Source organism: Yoonia sp. TsM2_T14_4 (assembly GCF_049602355.1).
Taxonomy (GTDB): domain Bacteria; phylum Pseudomonadota; class Alphaproteobacteria; order Rhodobacterales; family Rhodobacteraceae; genus Yoonia; species Yoonia vestfoldensis_A.
The window spans coordinates 513,820-534,227 of record NZ_CP187137.1; the positions used below are offsets into that span (position 1 = coordinate 513,820).

Annotated in this window: 17 protein-coding genes; 10 read left to right on the forward strand and 7 right to left on the reverse strand. The window is 59.0% G+C overall.

What is annotated here, in order from left to right:
- Positions 1-18: 18 nt before the first annotated feature.
- Complete coding sequence (locus tag ACPF9B_RS02420) at positions 19-2,211, forward strand: ATP-binding protein (RefSeq protein WP_424178984.1); 2,193 nt, start codon at positions 19-21, stop codon at positions 2,209-2,211.
- 217 nt (positions 2,212-2,428) lie between these two features.
- Positions 2,429-3,286, forward strand: coding sequence for a fumarylacetoacetate hydrolase family protein (locus ACPF9B_RS02425; RefSeq protein ID WP_007205579.1), 858 nt, complete (start codon positions 2,429-2,431; stop codon positions 3,284-3,286).
- Here ACPF9B_RS02425 and ACPF9B_RS02430 read toward each other — a convergent pair.
- The 4 genes from ACPF9B_RS02430 to ACPF9B_RS02445 are packed head-to-tail and all read right to left on the reverse strand — an operon-like array spanning position 3,283 to position 7,348.
- Positions 3,283-4,413, reverse strand: coding sequence for a metal ABC transporter permease (locus ACPF9B_RS02430; RefSeq protein WP_007205578.1), 1,131 nt, complete (start codon positions 4,411-4,413; stop codon positions 3,283-3,285). The two genes, ACPF9B_RS02425 and ACPF9B_RS02430, sit on opposite strands and share 4 nt — an antisense overlap.
- Positions 4,410-5,558, reverse strand: a complete 1,149-nt coding sequence (locus tag ACPF9B_RS02435; protein WP_424178987.1) for a metal ABC transporter permease — start codon at positions 5,556-5,558, stop codon at positions 4,410-4,412. Before ACPF9B_RS02435 ends, ACPF9B_RS02430 begins: the two co-directional genes overlap by 4 nt.
- A complete protein-coding gene (locus tag ACPF9B_RS02440; RefSeq protein WP_007205576.1) occupies positions 5,555-6,331 on the reverse strand; it encodes a metal ABC transporter ATP-binding protein in 777 nt (258 codons plus the stop codon). The genes ACPF9B_RS02435 and ACPF9B_RS02440 overlap by 4 nt, the downstream gene beginning before the upstream one ends.
- Positions 6,332-6,364: 33 nt before the next feature.
- On the reverse strand, positions 6,365-7,348 hold the full coding sequence (locus ACPF9B_RS02445; RefSeq protein WP_007205575.1) for a metal ABC transporter solute-binding protein, Zn/Mn family: 984 nt from the start codon (positions 7,346-7,348) through the stop codon (positions 6,365-6,367).
- Positions 7,349-7,644: 296 nt separating this feature from the next.
- Here ACPF9B_RS02445 and ACPF9B_RS02450 point away from each other — a divergent pair, with 296 nt between their 5' ends.
- Complete coding sequence (locus tag ACPF9B_RS02450; protein ID WP_424178990.1) at positions 7,645-9,870, forward strand: S8 family peptidase; 2,226 nt, start codon at positions 7,645-7,647, stop codon at positions 9,868-9,870.
- 18 nt (positions 9,871-9,888) lie between these two features.
- On the opposite strand, the gene ACPF9B_RS02455 is transcribed toward ACPF9B_RS02450, so the two are convergent.
- Together ACPF9B_RS02455 and ACPF9B_RS02460 are read right to left on the reverse strand one after the other, a co-directional pair.
- Positions 9,889-10,728, reverse strand: a complete 840-nt coding sequence (locus ACPF9B_RS02455; protein ID WP_424178992.1) for an ion transporter — start codon at positions 10,726-10,728, stop codon at positions 9,889-9,891.
- A gap of 250 nt (positions 10,729-10,978) precedes the next feature.
- The gene (locus ACPF9B_RS02460; protein WP_424178994.1) at positions 10,979-11,668 is read right to left on the reverse strand and encodes a GntR family transcriptional regulator; all 690 of its coding nucleotides are present in this window, start codon (positions 11,666-11,668) and stop codon (positions 10,979-10,981) included.
- Between the two features lie 138 nt (positions 11,669-11,806).
- Between ACPF9B_RS02460 and dctP the strand changes: the two genes are divergently transcribed.
- From dctP to ACPF9B_RS02495, 7 genes are all read left to right on the forward strand, one after another.
- Entirely contained in the window at positions 11,807-12,796 is a 990-nt protein-coding gene (gene dctP / locus ACPF9B_RS02465) for a TRAP transporter substrate-binding protein DctP (protein WP_040482860.1), read from the forward strand.
- A gap of 90 nt (positions 12,797-12,886) precedes the next feature.
- Positions 12,887-13,435 (forward strand): TRAP transporter small permease subunit, encoded by a 549-nt coding sequence (locus tag ACPF9B_RS02470; protein ID WP_007205570.1) that lies wholly within the window; start codon positions 12,887-12,889, stop codon positions 13,433-13,435.
- A complete protein-coding gene (locus ACPF9B_RS02475; RefSeq protein ID WP_424178997.1) occupies positions 13,435-14,748 on the forward strand; it encodes a TRAP transporter large permease in 1,314 nt (437 codons plus the stop codon). The genes ACPF9B_RS02470 and ACPF9B_RS02475 overlap by 1 nt, the downstream gene beginning before the upstream one ends.
- A complete protein-coding gene (locus ACPF9B_RS02480) occupies positions 14,748-16,025 on the forward strand; it encodes a malonyl-CoA decarboxylase (RefSeq protein WP_007205568.1) in 1,278 nt (425 codons plus the stop codon). The genes ACPF9B_RS02475 and ACPF9B_RS02480 overlap by 1 nt, the downstream gene beginning before the upstream one ends.
- A 16-nt stretch (positions 16,026-16,041) precedes the next feature.
- On the forward strand, positions 16,042-17,562 hold the full coding sequence (locus tag ACPF9B_RS02485; protein ID WP_424178999.1) for a malonate--CoA ligase: 1,521 nt from the start codon (positions 16,042-16,044) through the stop codon (positions 17,560-17,562).
- Complete coding sequence (locus ACPF9B_RS02490; protein ID WP_424179001.1) at positions 17,559-18,539, forward strand: quinone oxidoreductase family protein; 981 nt, start codon at positions 17,559-17,561, stop codon at positions 18,537-18,539. The genes ACPF9B_RS02485 and ACPF9B_RS02490 overlap by 4 nt, the downstream gene beginning before the upstream one ends.
- A gap of 190 nt (positions 18,540-18,729) precedes the next feature.
- Positions 18,730-19,275: a peroxiredoxin gene (locus ACPF9B_RS02495; protein ID WP_424179003.1), complete on the forward strand. Its 546-nt coding sequence runs from the start codon at positions 18,730-18,732 to the stop codon at positions 19,273-19,275.
- 132 nt (positions 19,276-19,407) lie between these two features.
- Here the strand turns inward: ACPF9B_RS02495 and ACPF9B_RS02500 are convergent, their stop codons facing one another.
- Complete coding sequence (locus tag ACPF9B_RS02500; RefSeq protein ID WP_040482859.1) at positions 19,408-20,355, reverse strand: DMT family transporter; 948 nt, start codon at positions 20,353-20,355, stop codon at positions 19,408-19,410.
- Between the last annotated feature and the right edge of the window lie 53 nt (positions 20,356-20,408).

The following is a 20,408-nucleotide window of genomic DNA, read 5'->3' on the forward strand; positions in this document are numbered from 1 at the left end:
AAGATATTGGGTTGGACCGTGTCCGTTCGCTGGGTTACCTTCGCATTGATGGTGCTGGGTCTGGCAATGATCGCAGCGACAGCCTATCTTTTCGCCAGTTTACAGGATCGCCGGCAGGTTATGCTGCAAAGCGTGCGCGAAGATGCGATGTGGGCGGTTTTCCAGACTAACCGCCAAGCGTCGCGGCTGACCCAGCTCGTGCTGGAGGCGCAGAACAACCCGACGCCCGATGCGATTGACGCGGTCTTGCTCGGCTTTGACCTGTTGTATAGCCGGATCGCCTTGCTTGATCGGGGTGTTTTTTCGGATTCTTTTCAATCCTCAAGCGAATTGCGGATCATAGAGGCCGCCGTCAGTCAGGAAATATATGAACTGGCGCAGATGATTGATACGATTGCTGGTGACCGGACGGCAGTCGAAGACGCCTTGCCGCTCATCCTTGCCGAGGCTCAAAAGGTCAATACGACCAGCAACGATCTTGTGATCGCGACCAATGCGACGCTGAACGAGGCCCGTGTTGCAAGCAGGCAGCAGGCATTTGCCTTGTACCAGCGGCTTGCCGTGGCTGCGGGGGTTGCAGCGCTGGTTTTCATCTGCACGATCCTGCTGCAATTTCTTGATCTGCGCATTATTTCCCAGACCCAGAAACAATTGCGCGAGCTTTCGGTCCGAAATTCGCGCAGTGCCGCCGCCGCCGAGGCTGCAAGTGCGGCCAAATCGATGTTTTTGGCCACGATGAGCCATGAAATCCGCACCCCGCTGAACGGCATCATCGGGGCAGCCGATCTTTTGCGGACCGAAGATCTGGACCCTGCGCAATCGCGCCGCGTTCTCACAATCTGGCGGTCAGGTCATGTTTTGCTCGATATCATCAACGATATTCTTGATTATTCGAATCTTGATGCCAACGGCGTCACCTTCAATAATGCGCCTGTCTCGCTGCCTGATGTGGCTGGTCTTGTCCATGATGTGTTTCAAGCGCGCATTGCGGATGCCGGTCTTTCGTTCGATATTGATCTGCCCGCCATAACAATCATGACCGATGAAATCCGCCTGCGGCAGATCCTTTTGAACCTTGTGTCCAATGCGATCAAGTTCACGCCCGCGGGTAGCGTTAGCGTGCGTGGGATGCTTTTGGCGCAGGACGGTTTGCGCATTGAGGTGCAAGACAGCGGTATCGGCATTGCGTCCGAAGATCACAGCAAGCTGTTCCGCGATTTCAGCCAGATTGAAGGATCGGAATCGCGCCCGTTTGGCGGGACTGGGCTGGGGCTTGCGATCTGTCGGCGGGTCGTCACCGGAATGGGGGGGCGGATCGGCGTCGAAAGCGCGATAGGCCGGGGCAGCGTGTTCTGGGTTGAACTGCCGGTCACGGTCCTGGGACCGGCGGCGCCTGTGGCAGTGCGCGCCATCCCGGTCCAGCCGGATGTGCCCCGCGATATCCGGGTGCTGCTGGTCGAGGATAACGCCATCAACCGCGAGGTGGCCGCGGCGTTGCTTCAAAGTTTCGGCGCGCGGGTCGTTACTGCCAATGACGGCAGCATCGCGCTTGATCTTGTGCAGCTGGCTGCCTTTGACATCGTGTTGATGGATTTGCAGATGCCGGTGATGGACGGTCTGGCAGCGACCCGCGCGATCCGCGCCCTTGGCATTGATCTGCCGATCATCGGCCTGACCGCTAATGCCTATGCCGAGGACCGGCAGCGCTGTCTGGACGCCGGCATGACCGATTTCGTGGCCAAGCCCGTGACCCGCGACAAATTGGGATCTATGCTGCGTGGCTGCATGACCTTGCCCAAACCGGTCATCGAAAAACCGACAGCCCCCATGTCCGATACGATGTTGGACATGGCACAATTGCACTTGGTGCTGGATGAACTGGGCCCTGATCTGTTGTGCGATTTGCTGGACCAGCTTTGCAAGGATGCCGAGGCGGTTGCCCGGATGGTCAAAGCGGGTGCCGACCGTCCTGCCCCCAATCGTCTGGACGAGGCGCTGCATATGCTCAATGGGGCGGCCATGACGCTGGGGTTGCAGCATGCGGGAAACCACTGCGAAACGTTGCGCTTGTACAAAACAAGCGATCCTGCGGCGCTTGTCGATCTGGTCGCATTGATCAAGCAAAGCACCGGTGCTGCGCAGGTTGCCGTGCGCGAACTCGCCGGTGATCTGCGGCTTACCGAGCGGCAACCTGTTGCTAAAAATAGCTGATGTGTTCATCACCGCAGCATTGGACACCGGTTTGGCCCACAACGGCAGGCCGCACAATACAATGCCGCACGATCCAGATTTCTGGGATGAGCGCCGCAGCCATTTACTTTCATGCCCAGTCGCATATCACATGACCCGCAAACTCGGGGCCGGTCATTGTGCAACTTTCAGCGCAGATCGTGGCTGCGCCCCATAGACCGGGAAAGAAGACAAACAGATGAAATTATTGCGTTACGGCCAGCGCGGTCAGGAAAAACCCGGATGTCTGGATGCGCAAGGCCGGGTGCGCGACCTGTCCGCCCATGTGGCTGACATTGCTGCAGCTGGTTTGCTGCCCGACAATATCGCGCGGTTGCAGGCGCTTGATATCGACAGCCTGCCGATTGTCGAAGGCACCCCGCAGCATGACCTGCGGCTTGGCCCCTGTGTCGGGCAGGTCGGCAAATTCGTGTGTATCGGGCTGAATTATGCCGATCATGCTGCTGAAAGCGGCCTTGCCGTGCCACCAGAACCGGTGATTTTCAACAAATGGACGTCGGCCATCATTGGTCCTGACGACGATATCCTGATCCCGCGCGGATCGGTCAAGACCGATTGGGAAGTCGAACTGGGCATCGTGATCGGGCAGGGTGGCGCCTATATCGAAGAATCCGATGCCATGGCCCATGTCGCGGGGTTCTGCGTGATCAATGACGTGTCGGAACGCGCATACCAGATCGAACGCGCAGGCACGTGGGACAAGGGCAAAGGCTGTGACACTTTCGGCCCAATTGGCCCATGGCTGGTGACGCGTGACGAGATTGCTGATCATGATAACTTGCGCCTCTGGTTAGAGGTGGATGGCAACCGCTATCAGGACGGCAGCACCGCGACGATGGTTTTCAAGGTGCCGCATCTGGTGGCCTATTGTTCGCAGTTCATGAGCCTGCAACCGGGGGACATCATCTCGACAGGCACACCGCCGGGGGTGGGTATGGGGCAAAAGCCACAACGCTATCTGGCGGGTGGTGAAACCATGCGTCTTGGCATCGACGGGCTGGGCGTGCAGACCCAAAGGGTCGTCAATCAGGGTTAGGCGTTGCTGCGCCCAAAGATCGCCTCGACCTCGGCTGTGCCTTTGGGGCGCAGGCACAACAGGCCATCGCGGCGTTCGATCAGGTCGCGGTCATGCGCGCGCAGCACAGCGGCGCGGGCGCGCGGCGCGGTCCAGCGCAGGTGACTGACCAGCGCACGCAGGGTGTTTTCCTCGGCCATGGCGGGGGTATCTTGGTGGGTGAATAGATGCGCCACCAAGGCGCGGCAATCATGGTCCAGCCGGTCGGTCCTTGCGCGCAGCGCCTGCGCGACCAGCCCCTGCGCCGGTGCGAACAGCAGCGCCAGCGTAAACCAGACGCCCGTCATGCTGGCCATCATCCCGCCGATGGATACATTCCAGTGCAACGCCAGAAAATACCCGCTGATACAGGCCGCCACCGAAAAGCCCACCGCCAGCACGACCATCAACCACAGCCTGCGGGTCAGCAGATAGGCTGTTGCAGGCGGGACCACGACGAAGGCGATGAACAGGATCGCGCCGACCGCGTCGAATGCCGCGACCGCCGTCACGCTGGTCAGGGTCAGGATCGCGTAATGCAGCACGCCGGGCAGAAACCCCAAGGCGGCGGCCAACCCTGCGTCGAAGGTCGCGAGCTTGAGTTCCTTCCACAACACCAGCACGAAGACGAGGTTGACCACCAGCACAGCGCCCAGCGTCGCCACCGCGACCGGCACATCGACCCCGAACAGGGCCACGGTGTTCAGCCAGACAAACCCGATCTCGCCCAACAGCACGCTGTCCACATCCAAATGCACGTTGCGCGCGTTGATCGAGATCAGGATCACACCGGCGGCAAAGAGCGCGGGAAACACCAGCCCGATGGCTGCGTCCATTTTGACCAGCCTTGATCGCGCCAAAAGTTCCGATAGCACCACCGTCAGAACACCGGTAATCGCCGCCCCCAGCACCTGCACCGGCCCCGATGTATGCCCTGTCAGCAACCACACGACGATGATCCCGAAAACGATAGAATGGCTGATCGCATCGGTTAGCATCGCATTGCCGCGCAGGATCAGGAACGACCCCAACAGTGCCGCCGAAATGCCCGTCAGCACGCCTGTCAGCACGATCATCAGCGGGATAGACTGAAAAAAGGCGGTGATCATTTGGTATGCTGCCTTGTTTCAGGCTCGCCCGATAAGGCGGCCGCCTCGGTATGGCCTGCTTTGGTCAATTCCCAATGTGGCGTGGTTTCGGGCGGATGCGTGACCGACCGGATCAACCCGCGGCTTTCCAGCGATGCCAGCGTTGCTGCGGGCGGTTTCGCACCCAAGGCGATCTGCAACATGCCGCGCTCGGATGGATAGCCCGCATCGTCATGCATCTGCGCAAAGCCTTGCAAGGTGGCCAGCACCCGCCCGTCGCTGATCCGCGCACGCGCGCGCTGGGTGGCGGCGGCCTGCCAGATCAGCCCGCGTCCGGGGGCGATCAGTAATGACACCATCACGATCCCTGTGGCGATCAGCACGACGACAGGTCCGGTGGCCAGCCCGCGTGTCGTGGCACTGACCAGCGCGCCGCCCGCACCTGATGTGGCCCCGATAGCCGCCGAAACCACAACCATTCCGCCCAGCGACTTGGTCCATTGCCGCGCCGCCGCTGCTGGTGCGATCAGCAAGGCCACCATCAGTACCACCCCGACCAGCTGCAAGCCGACCACGATGGCAAGGGCGACCATGACGGTCAGCACTGCCTCTAACGCGGTCACCGGAAAGCCTTGGGCGCGGGCAAAGGCTGTATCGAAACTGACCAGCTTGAATTCCTTCCAGAAGGCCAGCACCAGCAATATTGCGGCCAGACCGATCCCGCCCATGACCCACAGATCGCTGCGCAAGATGGCCGCTGCCTGCCCGAACAGAAAGGTCATCAGACCCAGGCTGCCCGATCCGCCCTGCGTCTGGATCACGGTCAACAGCACGATGCCCACGGCGAAAAACACGCTCAGCACGATGCCAAGCGCGGCGTCGGTTTTCAACGTCGTGCGCCGCACGATCAGCATCATGATCAGTGCAGCGAGCGCCCCTGTGCCAAATGCCCCCGCCATGACGCTGCCCAGATCACGCCCACCTGCGATCAAAAAGCCAAGGCAGACCCCCGGCAGGGCAGCATGGCTGAGCGCGTCACCCAGCAGGCTTTGGCGGCGCAGCACGGCAAAGGCCCCCAGCATCCCCGAAATCGCGCCCAGCAGCGCAGCGCCGATCAGCACGGTCTGGACGATATCGCTGGACAAAAGGTCGATGATGGCCGTCAAGATGCGGCCTCTGCGGCTGGAACAGCGATCATTGCCAGATGGCGGCCATAGGCCGCGCGCAGGTTGTCGGCCGAATAGGTCTGCGCGACGGGGCCCTGCGCGATGATGCGCACGTTCAACATGACCAACCAGTCAAAATAGCTTTGCACCGTCGTCAGGTCGTGATGCACCACAATCACCGTGCGGCCTGCATCGCGCAGCTTTTTCAGCAAGGCGATGATGATGGCCTCGGTGCTGGCATCGACCCCTGCCATTGGTTCGTCAAGGATCAGGATGGGGGCGTCCTGTACCAAGGCGCGGGCGATAAAGACGCGTTGTTGCTGGCCGCCCGACAATTGGCTGATTTGGCGATCGGCGTAATCCTGCATCCCGACCTCGGCCAAGGCGGCCAAGGCGCGGGCATGTTCGGCCTTGCCCGGTCGGCGCAGCCAGCCCAGATCGCGGTAAAGGCCCATTTCCACCACATCGCGCGCGGTTGTCGGGAAATCCCAATCGACGCTGTGGCGCTGCGGGACATAGCCGATCTGCCCGCGCATCTGCCCGATGGGCCGTCCCAGAAACCGCACATGCCCCGCGACGGGGCGCACAAGGCCCAAGGCTGTCTTGATCAGCGTGGATTTGCCCGCGCCGTTCGGGCCGACGATGGCGCACATTACCCCGGGGGGGATATCAAGGTCGATATCCCACAACACCGGGTTCGCGCCGTAGGTGACCGTCAGATCCTCGACATGCAGCGCCTGTTCAGGCTCGTGCAGGGTATCGTCACGCATCATCGCCTCTTTTCTGTGGATGGCGCTGTGGCGCGCTCACTCGATACTCCAGTCGCGCGCCCAGCCGTCCAACGCCTCTGGCCAATCCGGTAATGTGCCACCGAGCGCTTCGGTCACGGTCACCGTATTGGCGCGGATCATGCCGATATAGGTGCCTTCGGGGGTTGCGTCATCACCCATAGCATCCGAAAACAACGCGCCACCGATGACCACATCATGCCCCTGGCTTTGAACCTCTGCCACCAGCGCCTCGATGGTGCGGGGGCTGATCGTCGTTTCGACAAAGACCGCGGGCACGCCGCTGGCAGCGACAAAGGCCGCGACATCGCGGATATCGCCGATGCTGGCCTCGGATTCGGTGCTGATGCCTTCGATGGCCTCGGACGCCGTGATGCCATAGCCGGAGGCGAAATATTCAAAGGCGTCATGCGCGGTGACCAACAGGCGCTGATCCTGGGGGATCGAGGTGATCGCCTGTGTTACCCACATGTGCAGCGCGTCCAGCTGGGCCGTGTAATTGGCGACATTGGCGGTCAGATCATCCGCGCAATCAGGGCGCTGGGCAGCGATGGCATCTGCGATCACGGGGGCGATTTGCGCCCAAAGGCTGACATCCATCCACAGATGCGGGTCGATCTGTGTGGCATCCTCGGCACCGCCTAGCAAGGTGCTGTCGTCAAAGCTCGCGCGTGCAAGGCCGATGGTCGGTGTGCGGTTGGTGAAACCTGCCAAGACCTCGGCCAGCCGCGCTTCGAGCGCGGGATCGACATAAAGGATCAGGTCGGCACCAGACAGCTTTTGCACATCCGCCGCCGTCGGGCGGTACAGATGTGGGTCACTGCCGGCACCCAATAGCGATGTGACCGTGGCACAATCGCCCGCCACATTCGCCGCGACATCCGCGATCATGGTCACGGTGGTCAGGACGTTCAGCGGTGCGTCCTGCGCAAAGGCCGGCGTCATGATCGCCATTGCAGCAGCAGCGCCGCAAATCCGTGCTTTCACGCTTTGGGTGGACATTGGGTTGCCTTTGATTCGTCCCTTGTTACGATCATTTATATGCAAATGAGAAGCGTTCGCAACTGTTTTTAACACCCAATTCACATGCGCCTTGGCTGGCCTGCGGGCTTTGGATGCATGCGTCATTCGCGGGCTGGCGGGGCATCGTCTGCGTTATCCATCAAGGCAAGGCTCGCCCTGATGAAATCTTAAGCCATTATTAATTAACAATTTTAAACGAAAAGTTAAACGCGCGAAGGCGAAACTTAACATTCTGGCCCTTTGATCTTCGCGTGGTGGAACGGGGGTTCAGGAACATGAAAAAGGCGCTTTGCTTTGTGTCGCTGCTGGTCTTTGCGGCCTGCAATCCAGAAGACAGGTCAGCCGACAATCATCTGGGGGTCACGATCACCCCGCCTGTCAGTCGCCCGTTCGATGATATCGGCCCGACGGTGGGCGGGGATCCGTTTCCGTGGAACCGCTATTTCGTGACAGAGTTCGATCAAGCCGCGCTGGGCGCCATCCGTGCGCTGCCGGGCTACGTTGCGAATACGTTCCGTTTCAACCTCAGCGTCAGGGATCACCCTGTCTATGGTGGGTTCGGTGCACTGGTCACAGCGACCCCGCTTGCTGCGGCGCGGCTTGACTATGCGCTGTCCACTGGGCTGACCGGAGCAGGGCAGATTGTGTCGCTGATCGACAGCGGCGTGCGGTTGTCGCATGATCAATTTAAAGCAAAGACGATCTATAGTTCCGGCCAGCCCCCGACTGGGGGTGAATTCCATGGTACTGCGGTCGCCTCTGTCCTGGTGGGCAACGGGCAGAACGGTGGCATGATTGGGTTCGCGCCGGGGGCGGATCTGCACCAGGGGCATCTGAATTACAACGCCGCCCTGAACTGGCACGCGCTTGGCAACCATATGCGTGATGCAGCCAGTATCGGTGCGATTGCCTCGAATAATTCATGGGGCATCAGAGACGCAACCGTCCAGAACACCGATGTCAGAGCATTCGTGCGCAACACGCAAACCTATATCAGCGGCCTGCGGACATTTGCGGCTGACGGTGTCATCGTCTTTGCGCTGCAAAACGATTACCATGCTGATAGCGCAAGCCTGATGGCGGCCCTTCCGCTGGGCGCGGCTGATCTTGAAAGCAGCTGGATCAGTGTCATCAATGCAATCCCCAGCTTCAACGACGATGGCGTTACCAGTGCTGTGCGCATCTCGACGGCCTGTCTTGAAACAGCGCGGTTCTGCATGGCGGCGAACGGCCAGATCAAGGTTGCCACGCAATGGCACGATAGCGGCTATGCCATCGGTGTGGGTGCGTCCTTTGCCGCGCCACAGGTCGCCGGATCTATCGCGCTGTTGGCCGAGGCGTTCCCCGACCTGACCGCCGCGCAATTGCGCGACCGGCTGCTGGTCACCGCTGACAACGGGTTCTTTGCCCATGATGGCGTGGTCACTTTTGCGCCCGGTATCACGCATGGATATAACGCGGAATTCGGGCATGGGTTTCTTGACCTTAGGGCGGCCTTGTTGCCGATCGGGCAGGCGGTGGTGCCGCTGGTGGATGGCGGCAGCGTCGATCTCGGCAGTGCTGCGATCATGGCGGGTTCTGCTGTCGGCGACAGTCTGGCGCAATCGCTGGCGGCTGTGAACATCCTGACGACAGACCAGATGCATGGCAGCTTCATGGTTGCTGGCTCGGTTCTTGCGGCGGCTGCGATCCGTTCAGACCCTGCCGCGTCGGCATTGATGGCGGGATTGCGCAGCGACATGGGTGCGGGCCGCCTTGCAAGGCACGCGGCGATCCGGGGCGGGGACACATGGGCGGGCGACGGGACCGGCTGGCAAGACGCAAGCGGCGTCGATCTGTTGGGAGGCGACGCCGTGGCGTTAACAGCACCCGGTGGCGATTTTGGCGCCGCGGTCCTGATCGGGGACGCGATGGCTGGGGTTGCGCTGCATCAGAGCTTTGATTTGGGGCAGGCGCAGGCCCAGGTCGGTGTCATGACAATGCAGGCCGACGGGTCGATCCTGGGCATCGGCGCGCCGCCTGGCGTGGGCAACATCAGATCTGTCACACATGCGCTGCATCTGGATGTCGCTACCCCGCTTGCGGTGGATACCGCGCTGCGGCTTAGTGCCGAAATCGGGGTGGCTGCGGGGCAAGGGGCTGGGGTCTTGGGCGCTATCAGCACGCTTGTCTATGACCGCGTTGGCATGTCGGTCGCGCGGGCCGATGTCGGTGCCAAGGGCGACGTGCTGTCTGTTTTCGTTCGTCAGCCGATCGCGATCACCCACGGTTCGGCAAGGCTGGATCTGCCGGTCCAGATGTCGGGCAACGAGATTGGCTTTGCGAGCTATGACATCGGTCTTGCGCCGTCTGCGCGTCAACGCGACCTTGGCTTTGAATACCGCGTCCCTGTGTTCAGGTCTGGCGATCTGAGCCTTGGCATGATGTACAGCCGGAATGATGGCAACATCACGGGCCAAGATGTGCTGTCGGGTTTTATCGGTCTGCAATTCGGTGTCTAAGACCTGCCCAAACCCGGCTCAGTCGATGTTGGCCTTTGTGCGGTCTGTTTCGGATTTGATCCGTTCTCGCAGGGATGAGGTGAGTTCATCCGTCAAATCAAACCGCGTTTTGAGCGCTTGCAGCAGCACTTCTTCGTGTTCCGTAACCACGCCATCTGCAAAAGCTTTGCGCAGTTCTTGTTCAAAGATGACTTTCCTGCGCACCAGCTGCTTGTTGAACGAGCTTGCCATAATCCCGGTAAAAAGCGCGACGGTGGCGACACCCATGAATGCGGTCAGCATCGAAATGACCTTGCCCGCAGCGGTTACAGGCGACACATCGCCATAGCCGACGGTGGTCAATGAAATCACGGACCAGTACATCGCGGCAGGAATGGATGACAGCTTGTCAGGCTGTGCATCCCCTTCAGCATAATACATGAGCGCCGAGCTCGCGATGATGACGATGGCCAGAATGTATCCGACCGCCCCGAAGGCGCGTCGTTCGTCATAGATGGCCTGCATCAGATCCTCTACCGCAGAGGAATAATGCGATAGTTTCAAGAGCCGCAAAAGACGCAGGACCCGCAAGATGCGCAGGTCTAGCCCGGGCATCAATAGTTGCAGATAAAACGGCAGGATCGCGAGCAGATCAACCAGCCCATAAAAGCTGAATGCATATTTGCGCCGCCCGCGCGAGGGGCTGTCAGGATACCGCGCCCCGTTGGCCCAAAGGCGGAGTAGATATTCAATACTGAAGAACGCAATGCTGAATATTTCAAATCCATGAAACCAGGCGCTGTACGCCTCATACAGCGCCGAAAAGCTTTCGAGGATCACAGCCGAGATATTCAAAATGACCATTGTCACGATCAGCATGTCACATTGCCTGCTAAGGCGATCGCCGTCTTTGGTCTTTTCAAGTATCTGCAGCAGTCGCAGTTGTACGGGTAGCATGTTGGACCTCACGCGCGAACAAAACTGAACGACTTGGTTGTTCAGCTAGAAACGGCCGGCGGGGTACATTCTTTAGCAGTAAGTCAATGATCAGGCTGGACAAGACATCATTCACGACGGACGAGCCGTCGGTCAGTCAGTTTTTGCGCAGATGGCGGGAATGATCGGGCAACTACTCTCGCATGCTGACAAGCTGAGAATGCGCGCGCAAGTTTGATTGTTTATAGCTTGCCATCAGGTCATTGAACTTGCTGCCCTGCACGGCGACATGTTCGCGAAGCCCTGCTTCTGCGGTTGTGCTGTCGCCGGTTTCCAATGCTGTCAAAATCAGGCGGTGTTCGGAAAGCGACTGTATCATGCGGCCGCGCACCCGCAATTGCATCCGCCGGAAGGGTTGCAGGCGCTTGTGCAGACGCTGCGCTTCGTTCGCCAGGAAATCGTTGCCCGAGGCGATGTAAACCAACTGATGAAAATGTTCATTCTCGCGGTAGTATCCGTCGCTGTCACCTGCATGGGCGGCGCATTCACAGGCGATCACGGTGGCCTTGATCTGTTCGAGCGTCTGTGGCGTGACGCGGCGCGCGGCGAGGCGTCCACAGACGGCTTCCAATTCTGCCATCACTTCGAACATCTCGATGATTTCGTGAAAGGCAGGGTGGCGCACAAAAGCGCCGCGGCGCGGTAATAATTGCACCAGCCCTGACGCGGCCAGCGCCTGGAACGCTTCGCGCAGCGGGGTGCGCGACACGTTAAATCGTTCTGCCAGACGTATTTCATCAAGGCGTTCGCCATCGGCGAAATCGCCTGTCACGATCATCTGTTCCAGCGCTTCGCGGACGTGGTCGGCCAATCGGGTGTTCATGCCGCCATAGGTATCCTTAGATCAGAGTCTGGGCAATGAGTTTTTGTATGCAAAACGTTTGACATTGAATGCATAGCCGCGCAGCATTGTGGCTGTTGCGGTTAAAAAGCCCGCAGCGCAGTTATCTGGGAGGATATAATGACAATTCGAACGTATGCCGCTGCTGCGGCAATCGCCGTTTTCGGGATGGGCATTTCTGCAGCTAGCGCCGTGGAACTACGCCTGTCGCATCAATGGTCCGTTGGCGATGTACGCCACAAAGTAGCTGAAATGATTGCGACCGATGTCGCCGCTGCCGGCGTTGATCTGGACATCAGGATTTTTCCGTCCGAATCGTTGTTGAAAGCGCGCGAGCAGTACAACCCTCTTTCGCGCGGTCAGGTGGATATGATCGTTTATCCGCTGTCATATTCCGGCGGCCAGCGTGGCGAATACAACCTGACCCTGATGCCGGGCATGGTAAAAAATCACGACCATGCGGCGCGGCTGAACGAAAGCCCCTTTATGGCAGAGATTGAAAACCTGCTTGCCGAAGATGACATCATGGTTCTGGTGCATGGCTATCTTGCTGGTGGCTTTGCCAGTACCGGCGCATGCATTACCCGCCCCGAACATGTCAACGGGCTCAGCACCCGCGCTGCGGGCAAGTCATTCGAGGAGATGCTGGCTGCCGCGGGCGCGTCGATTTCGTCGATGGCATCGTCCGAGATTTACAATGCGATGCAGACAGGCGTTCTGCAGGCTGTGAATACGTCGTCTTCGTCTTTTGCATCGTTCCGTCTGCAAGAGCAGGTCAGCTGTTATACCCCCGCCGGCGATGTCGCGTTGTGGTTCATGTACCAGCCTGTCCTGATGAACAAGTCGACCTTTGACGGGTTGAATGACGCGCAAAAAGCAGCGCTGACAGAAGCGGCGGCGCGGGCCGAGGCATTCTATCTTGCCGAAGCCAAGGCCGAAGATGCGGCATCCGTCGCCGTATTCGAAGCTGCCGGTGTCGAGATTGCGCAAATGACACAGGATGATTTCAACGCCTGGCTGGAACTGGCTAAAACCAGTTCTTACAAGTCCTTCGTCGACAATGTGCCAAACGGGCAGGCGCTGCTTGATATGGCGCTGGCGGTCGAGTGATCTCGCAACCCCAAGGCTAACGGGTGGGCCAACCGCAATGCCGGTCGGCCTACCCACACCCTTCAAACCCCAAGCACCGGAGCCTGTGCCATGGCAACCATGCCCAATACCCGTGCCATTAACACGGGTGACTATACAATTTTGCGCCTGATCCACAAATTATCGACGGTCTGCGGCTGGATTTCGGCGCTGATGATCCTCGCCTCTGTCCTGATCACCTGTCAGATGATCTTTATACGTTTCGTGTTGGAAAGCTCCACGATCTGGCAGACCGAAGCTGTGATCTATCTGATGGTCGGTGCTACCCTTTTGGGGCTGCCCTATGTCCAGAGCCTGCGCGGACACGTCAACGTTGACCTGATACCGATCTTGGTCAAGGGCCGGGCGCGCAAATATCTGGCGGGTTTCGTCTTGTTGATGACCATGTCCGTGGTCGGTGTCATTTTGTTTTTCTCGATAGAAAACTGGCATTTTGCCTGGGAACGCGGGTGGCGGTCTGAAACTGTCTGGGCACCGCCGCTTTGGATACCCTATCTCGCGCTGCCGCTGGGCTTTGGCATTTATCTTTTGCAATTGCTGGCGGATTTCGCAGCACTTGTGCTGGGTGTTGATCGCCCCTTTGGTCTGGAGGACAATTAATGGACCCGCTGTCGCTAGGCCTTTTGGTCGCTGTCATGACGATTGTCGTGTTGTTCTCGGGCGTGTCTGTCGCCTCGGGGCTGTTGATCGTGTCGGCGGGGTTCCTGCTTGTCTTTGACGGGATGCGATCGCTGGAATTGATGCCCGAGATATTTTTCGGCAAGCTGAACTCCTTTGCGCTTTTGTCTATTCCGATGTTCATCATCATGGGCGCTGCAATTTCGTCGACCCGTGCGGGTGCCGATCTTTACGAGGCGCTTGAACGCTGGCTGACGCGCGTGCCGGGCGGGTTGGTGATGTCGAACCTGGGTGCTTGTGCGTTGTTCTCGGCGATGTCCGGGTCCAGCCCCGCGACCTGCGCGGCGATCGGAAAAATGGGCATCCCCGAGATGCGCAAGCGCGGCTACCCCGACGAGGTGGCGGCCGGGTCAATCGCGGCAGGCGGAACGCTGGGTATCTTAATCCCGCCATCCGTGACGATGATCGTCTATGGCATCGCAACTGAAACATCCATCGGGCGACTTTTTCTTGCCGGTGTGGTGCCGGGGCTGATGCTGGTCGCGCTGTTCATGGCGTGGTCAATTTTCCACACATGGCGCTTTGGCTCTCCCGAGGTGCTGGCGCAGCGCAGCTATACGCTCAAGCAAAAGCTGGAGATCCTACCGCGCGTCATTCCGTTTATCATCATCATTATCGGCGTGCTTTATGCGATGTATGGTGGGATCTCGACACCATCTGAAACGGCGGCGGTTGGCGCGCTGCTTTGTCTGGTGATTGCGATGGTCATCTACAAGCTGTGGTCGCCCAAGAAGCTGTGGACCATCCTGAGCGACAGCACGCGGGAATCCGTGATGATCCTGTTCATCATCGGGGCCGCGGGTGTGTTCAGCTATATGTTGTCATCGCTTTATATCACCCAGTCTATCGCAGCATGGATTTCCGATCTGGATGTAAACCGTTGGGTTTTGATGGGGATCGTGAACCTGTTCTTGTTGGTTGCCGGTTTCTTTTTGCCGCCGGTTGCCGTGATCTTGATGGCGGCACCCATTTTGCTGCCGATCATCCTTGCCGCTGATTTCGATCCTTATTGGTTCGCCGTGATCTTGACCATCAACATGGAGATCGGGCTGATATCACCGCCGGTGGGTCTGAACCTTTATGTCATCAATTCGATTGCGCCGGATATTCCATTGAAGAAAATCCTGATGGGATCGCTGCCCTATGTCGGGTGCATGGTGTTGGCGATTGTGATCTTGTGCTTTTTCCCGGGAATTGTGACCTGGCTGCCTGACCTGGTGATGGGGCCGGTCTGATGGCACGCTCCTGGGGTCTTGGCAGCTGGGCATTGGGGGATCTGCTGGGCACCCTGTTCGAACGGCGAGCGGCGGCTGATGTGACGGCCAGTGGCAAACCACTGACCACATTGTGTTGGGCGCTGCTGTCGGGGCAGGGTGAAGTATCGGGGATGAAATGCGCGGTCGAGGTGCTGATGCGCTATCGTCAGGCCAGCATGGAGGAAAAGGCTGCATTCTTCCGGTTTCTGGCGGATGATATGGATCTTGACCCTGCTGCCGTGATCGCCGCGGCCCAAGCCTATGCCGACAAGGGCGACGCCGGTACCATGGCCGCCTTGCTGGATGTGGCCGAGCCGCCGCGCCAGGAGTTGTTGCGCAGGCTCAACCAGGCACCACGCGGCACAGCCGATCTGGTGGCAATGCGGGTCGATCTGATGGAGGCGATCAAGGCACAGCCGGATCTGGCGCGTGTCGATCTGGATTTCCAGCACCTGTTTGCGTCATGGTTCAACCGTGGTTTTCTCGTGCTGCGCAGGATCGGCTGGGAAAGCCCGGCGAATATCCTTGAAAAGATCATCGCCTATGAAGCTGTCCACGAGATCCACAGCTGGGACGATCTGCGCCGCAGGCTGGAGCCACCGGACCGGCGCTGTTTTGCCTTTTTCCATCCGTCCATGCCGGATGATCCGCTGATCTTTGTCGAAGTGGCGCTGACCCAAGGGATACCGGGCGCCATCGGCCCCTTGCTGGCCGAAGACCGCGACGCCTTGACCCCGTCCGACGTCAATACAGCCGTGTTCTATTCGATTTCAAATTGTCAGGCGGGGCTGCGGGGGATTTCATTTGGCAATTCACTGATCAAACAGGTGGTGGATGTGCTGGGCCGCGAAGAACCGGGCCTGAAAACCTTTGTCACCCTGTCACCGATCCCCGGCCTGTGCCGCTGGATGGATACCCAACATGATAGCGTGCAGCTTTTGCCAGACGTAGCCTCCGATGCCGAGGCGCTGCGGCGTGTCGCGGCGCGCTATTTGTTGCAAGCAAAGGCCGCCGATGGACAGCCGCTTGATCCTGTGGCGCGGTTTCATCTGGGCAACGGGGCGGAATTGCATGAAATCCATGCCGCTGCCGATCTGTCCAGCAAGGGTCAAAACCAATCCTGCGGTGCCATGGTGAATTACCTTTACGATCCCGCAAATGTCGAACGAAACCACGAGGCATTCGCGAGCAAGAACACCATCGCAGCGGCACGCGGTGTGAAAGCGCTGGCCGTCGCGGCAAAGGACCAGAAGTAAAAGGACGAAAAGACCGATGAGCAACCTGCTATATGACGTATTCTTTGCCTCACAGGCCGGGCGCTCGCGCCCCTTCTTGATCTTGCCTGATGGCGCACAGATCAGCGGCGGTGAATTCTTGTATATGGTCCACCGCGTTGCCAATGCATTGGTGGCCTGCGGATTGCAGCCCGGAGACCGTATTGCTGTCCAGATCGAAAAATCGCCTATGGCGCTGGCGATCTATGGCGGGGCGGTCGCGGCGGGGGTGGTTTTTCTGCCCTTGAACACGGCGTATCCACCGGCCGAGATCGACTATTTCGTCGGCAATGCGATGCCCAAGATGTTGGTGGCCGATGGCCGCCGTGCCGGGGCGTTGACACCTGTGGCGCAGGCCCATGATGCACAACTGATGGTTCTGAACGTTGATGGGTCCGGCAGCTTTGCCGATCTGGTCGCGGCGCAAAGTGCCGATTTCACACCTGTTGCACGCGGTGTCGATGATCTGGCGGCGTTTTTATATACCTCTGGCACCACGGGGCGATCCAAGGGCGCGATGCTGACCCATGGCAATCTTTTGTCGAATGCACAGGTGCTGACCCGTGAATGGCAGTTTACCGACAAGGATGTGCTGCTGCATGCCTTGCCGATCTTTCATACCCATGGATTGTTCGTGGCCACCAATGTGTCGCTGATGTCGGGGGGGGCGATGATCTTTCTGCCCGGCCTGAATATGGATGACATGATCCGGCTGATGCCGCAGGCCACGACAATGATGGGCGTGCCGACATTCTATACGCGGCTGTTGGATGATCCGCGTTTCACGGCCAGTCTGACCGGGCATATGCGGCTGTTCATCTCTGGCTCTGCCCCGCTTTTGGCAGAAACCCACGTGCAATTCGAAAAGCGGACGGGCCACCGTATTCTTGAACGGTATGGCATGACCGAAACGAACATGCTGACCTCGAACCCCTATGATGGCGAACGGCGGGCAGGGACCGTGGGCCTGCCCCTTGCGGGGGTGGAATTGCGCATTGCCGATCCCGAAACGGGCGCAGCCTTGCCGCAGGGCGAGACTGGCATGATCGAAGTCCGCGGCCCCAATGTCTTTCAGGGGTATTGGCAGATGCCCGAGAAAACCGCCGCCGAATTCCGGTCTGACGGGTTCTTCATGACAGGCGATCTTGGGCTGATCGACGACAAGGGCTATGTCAACATCGTCGGGCGCGCCAAGGACCTGATCATTTCGGGCGGCTATAACATCTATCCCAAAGAAGTCGAGCTGGTGCTGGATGACATGCCCCAAGTGCTGGAAAGCGCCGTGATCGGCCTGCCGCATGCGGATTTCGGCGAAGCGGTTGTTGCGGTGCTCGTTGCCACCGGTCAGGCACCTGACATTGCTGAGATCGAAAACGCGCTGCAAAATAAATTGGCGCGATACAAGCAACCCAAAGCCTATATCGTCGTGGCTGAACTTCCGCGCAACAACATGGGCAAGGTCCAGAAGGCTGCGCTGCGCAAACAATATGAAACCAAATTCAAAGAGGCTGCGTTATGAATACCACAAGAACCGTCATCTTTGATGCACCCGGCGGCCCCGAGGTGATGAAGATCGTCGAACGTCCGGTGGGCGATCCGGGACCAGGCGAGGTGCGCATCAGGCATCATGCCTGCGGTTTGAACTTTATCGATATCTACCAGCGATCCGGTGTGTATCCACTTGCGCTGCCGCACGCCCTTGGGATGGAAGGGGCCGGCGTGGTCGAGGCTGTTGGCGCTGACGTCACGCATCTGGCAACGGGCGATCGCGTGGCCTATGCAGCGGCCCCGCCGGGTGCCTATTGCGATGTGCGGGTGATGAAAGCCGCACAAGTGTGCCGTTTGCCCGACAGTATCGATTTTCGCACCGGCGCGGCGATGATGTTACAAGGGCTGACGGTTGAATATTTGTTCCACCGCACCGTGCCGCTGAAGGCGGGCGATACTGTCCTGTTTCACGCTGCGGCAGGGGGTGTTGGCCTGATCGCCTGCCAATGGGCGCGCGCGCTTGGGATCAGGCTGATCGGCACCGCTGGCAGCGATGAAAAATGCGCACTGGCCCGCGAATATGGCGCATCAGAGGTCATCAATTACGAGACAGAGGATTTCGTTGCCCGTGTGCGCGACATCACCGACGGGCGCGGCGTTGACGCTGTCATGGATTCAATCGGCAAGTCGACCTTTGAGGGATCGTTGGATTGTCTGCGGCCGGTTGGCATGATGATCAGCTATGGCAATGCCTCGGGCAAGGTGCCGCCGTTCGACCTGGGTATTCTGGGGGCCAAGGGCTGTCTGCAACTGACCCGGCCGACGATTTTCGTGCATATCGCGGAACGTGAGAAATGTCAGTCGATGGCATCGCATCTGTTCGACATGGTCGAGAGCGGCAAAGTCAAAATCCACATCGGGCAAGATTTCGCATTTGAAAACGTCGCGCAGGCGCATCGCGAGATGGAGGCGCGCACAACAACCGGAAGCTCTGTTTTGACGCTGTGATCCTGAGGCACACGATCCGTCCAGTCGCCAAGGGCCATCTTCTTGGTCGCGTCTTGCGCGATAAAAAAAGCTGGCCGAACCGCGCAGGGCCAAACCTGGTCTTGGCCGAAGATGGCGCAGCGGCGGGGTTGTCTATTTGTTTAACAACGGTATCAATCAGCGCAAATGACGTGATGCGGAGCAATACAAAATGACCCCACAATCAGTGCCAGATGCCGTACTTCATACGCGTGTGCGCAACCCCGATCTTGCGGGCGACAATCCGTTTGAATGGAAACAGCTTTCGACCAGCGATGTGTTCGCAGGAAAACGTGTTGTGGTCTTTGCCTTGCCCGGTGCCTTTACGCCAGCCTGTTCGGAAAGCCACCTGCCAGGGTATGAACGGCTCTATGATGCATTCGTGGCACAAGGCGTGGACAGCGTCGTCTGCATGGCCGTCAACGATGCTTTCGTCATGTTCCAATGGGCCAAATCGCAGAATATCCAGCGCGTGTTCATGCTGCCCGATGGCAATGGAGAGTTCACACGCAAGATGGGCATGCTGGTGGATCGGTCTGCGCAAGGCATGGGCATGCGCAGCTGGCGCTATTCTATGCTGGTCGAAAATGGTGACATCAAAAAACTATTCGCCGAGCCGGGGCTGCGTGACAATCCACCCGGCGTGCCGATGTCAGTGTCGTCGGCAGAAACGATGTTGGACTACTTGCAACACCATCACCAGACCAGTTCCGTTTGACCGGCGCGTAGGTCGTGATATTTCAGCAGGGTCAACGGATTGGCGCCTGCCTGTTGATGGGGCTGTTCAGCATGCACAGCGCCCATCACCCATCGCCACAACCTGCCTTGCCCCAAACAGACCAGTGCCTTGTCAGATTGGTGGTGCTGCGCGGGCGCTTACCAATTGGCTGGCGGTGACCCTTTCACGATGGATCATATAGAGGCCCGCGCCGATGATGATCGTGATGCCGGTCAGCGTCAGAGCATTGGGGAAATCGCTGAACACCAGATAGCCCAGCAAAGTGGCGACCGGCAGTTCCAGATATTGTAAAGGGGCGAGCGTGGCCGACGGTGCCAATGACAGCGCATAGGTCATCATGATATGGCTGATCGTCGCAAAGAACCCGACCCCGAATAGCCAAAGCCATGCAATCCCTTCGGGCCAGACCGGATCAAGCAGTGACGATCCTGTTCCTTGGGCCAGCACCATCACCGGCAGGCACATCAGGCTGGCGATCAGGCCAGTGTGGAATTGCAACGTCACAGGATGCATCCGGCGTGACAGTCCGCGCGTCACAAGGATATAGAACGCAAATCCCACGGCCGTGCCGAGGGGAAACAAGGCCACCGCACCAAATGCCGCAAAGCTTGGCTGAATGACCAGCAAGACGCCGATAAATCCGACCAATGCGGCCCAGACACGGCGCGGCCCGACGTCTTCGCCAAAATAATATTTCCCAACCAGCAGTACGATGAAAGGTGCCACGAACACGATCGCCAGCGCATCTGCCAGCGGCATCACGCTGATGGCAGCGATGAAACAAAAGGTCGAGACCAGCAAAAGCACCGCGCGAAATACCAGCGCGAGCCATAGGCCGTGTGCAACCCGCAACGATAGCCCCATGATCCAGACAAACGGCGCCATCAGCGCGCATTGCCCGATAAAGCGCGCAGCGGTGATTTGTCCGACCGGGACGCTATCTGCTGCCAGCTTTGCCGCGACATCCAATAATGGCGCCGTCACGCAAAACCCCAACATGAGGGCGACACCGGCAAGGATGCGGTCCGTGGATGGCGTTGATAAGGAAGTGTCGGTCATGCATTACGCTTAGGATGTCGTTTCACATGCGTCCAGTCGGAAGTGCGATTGGT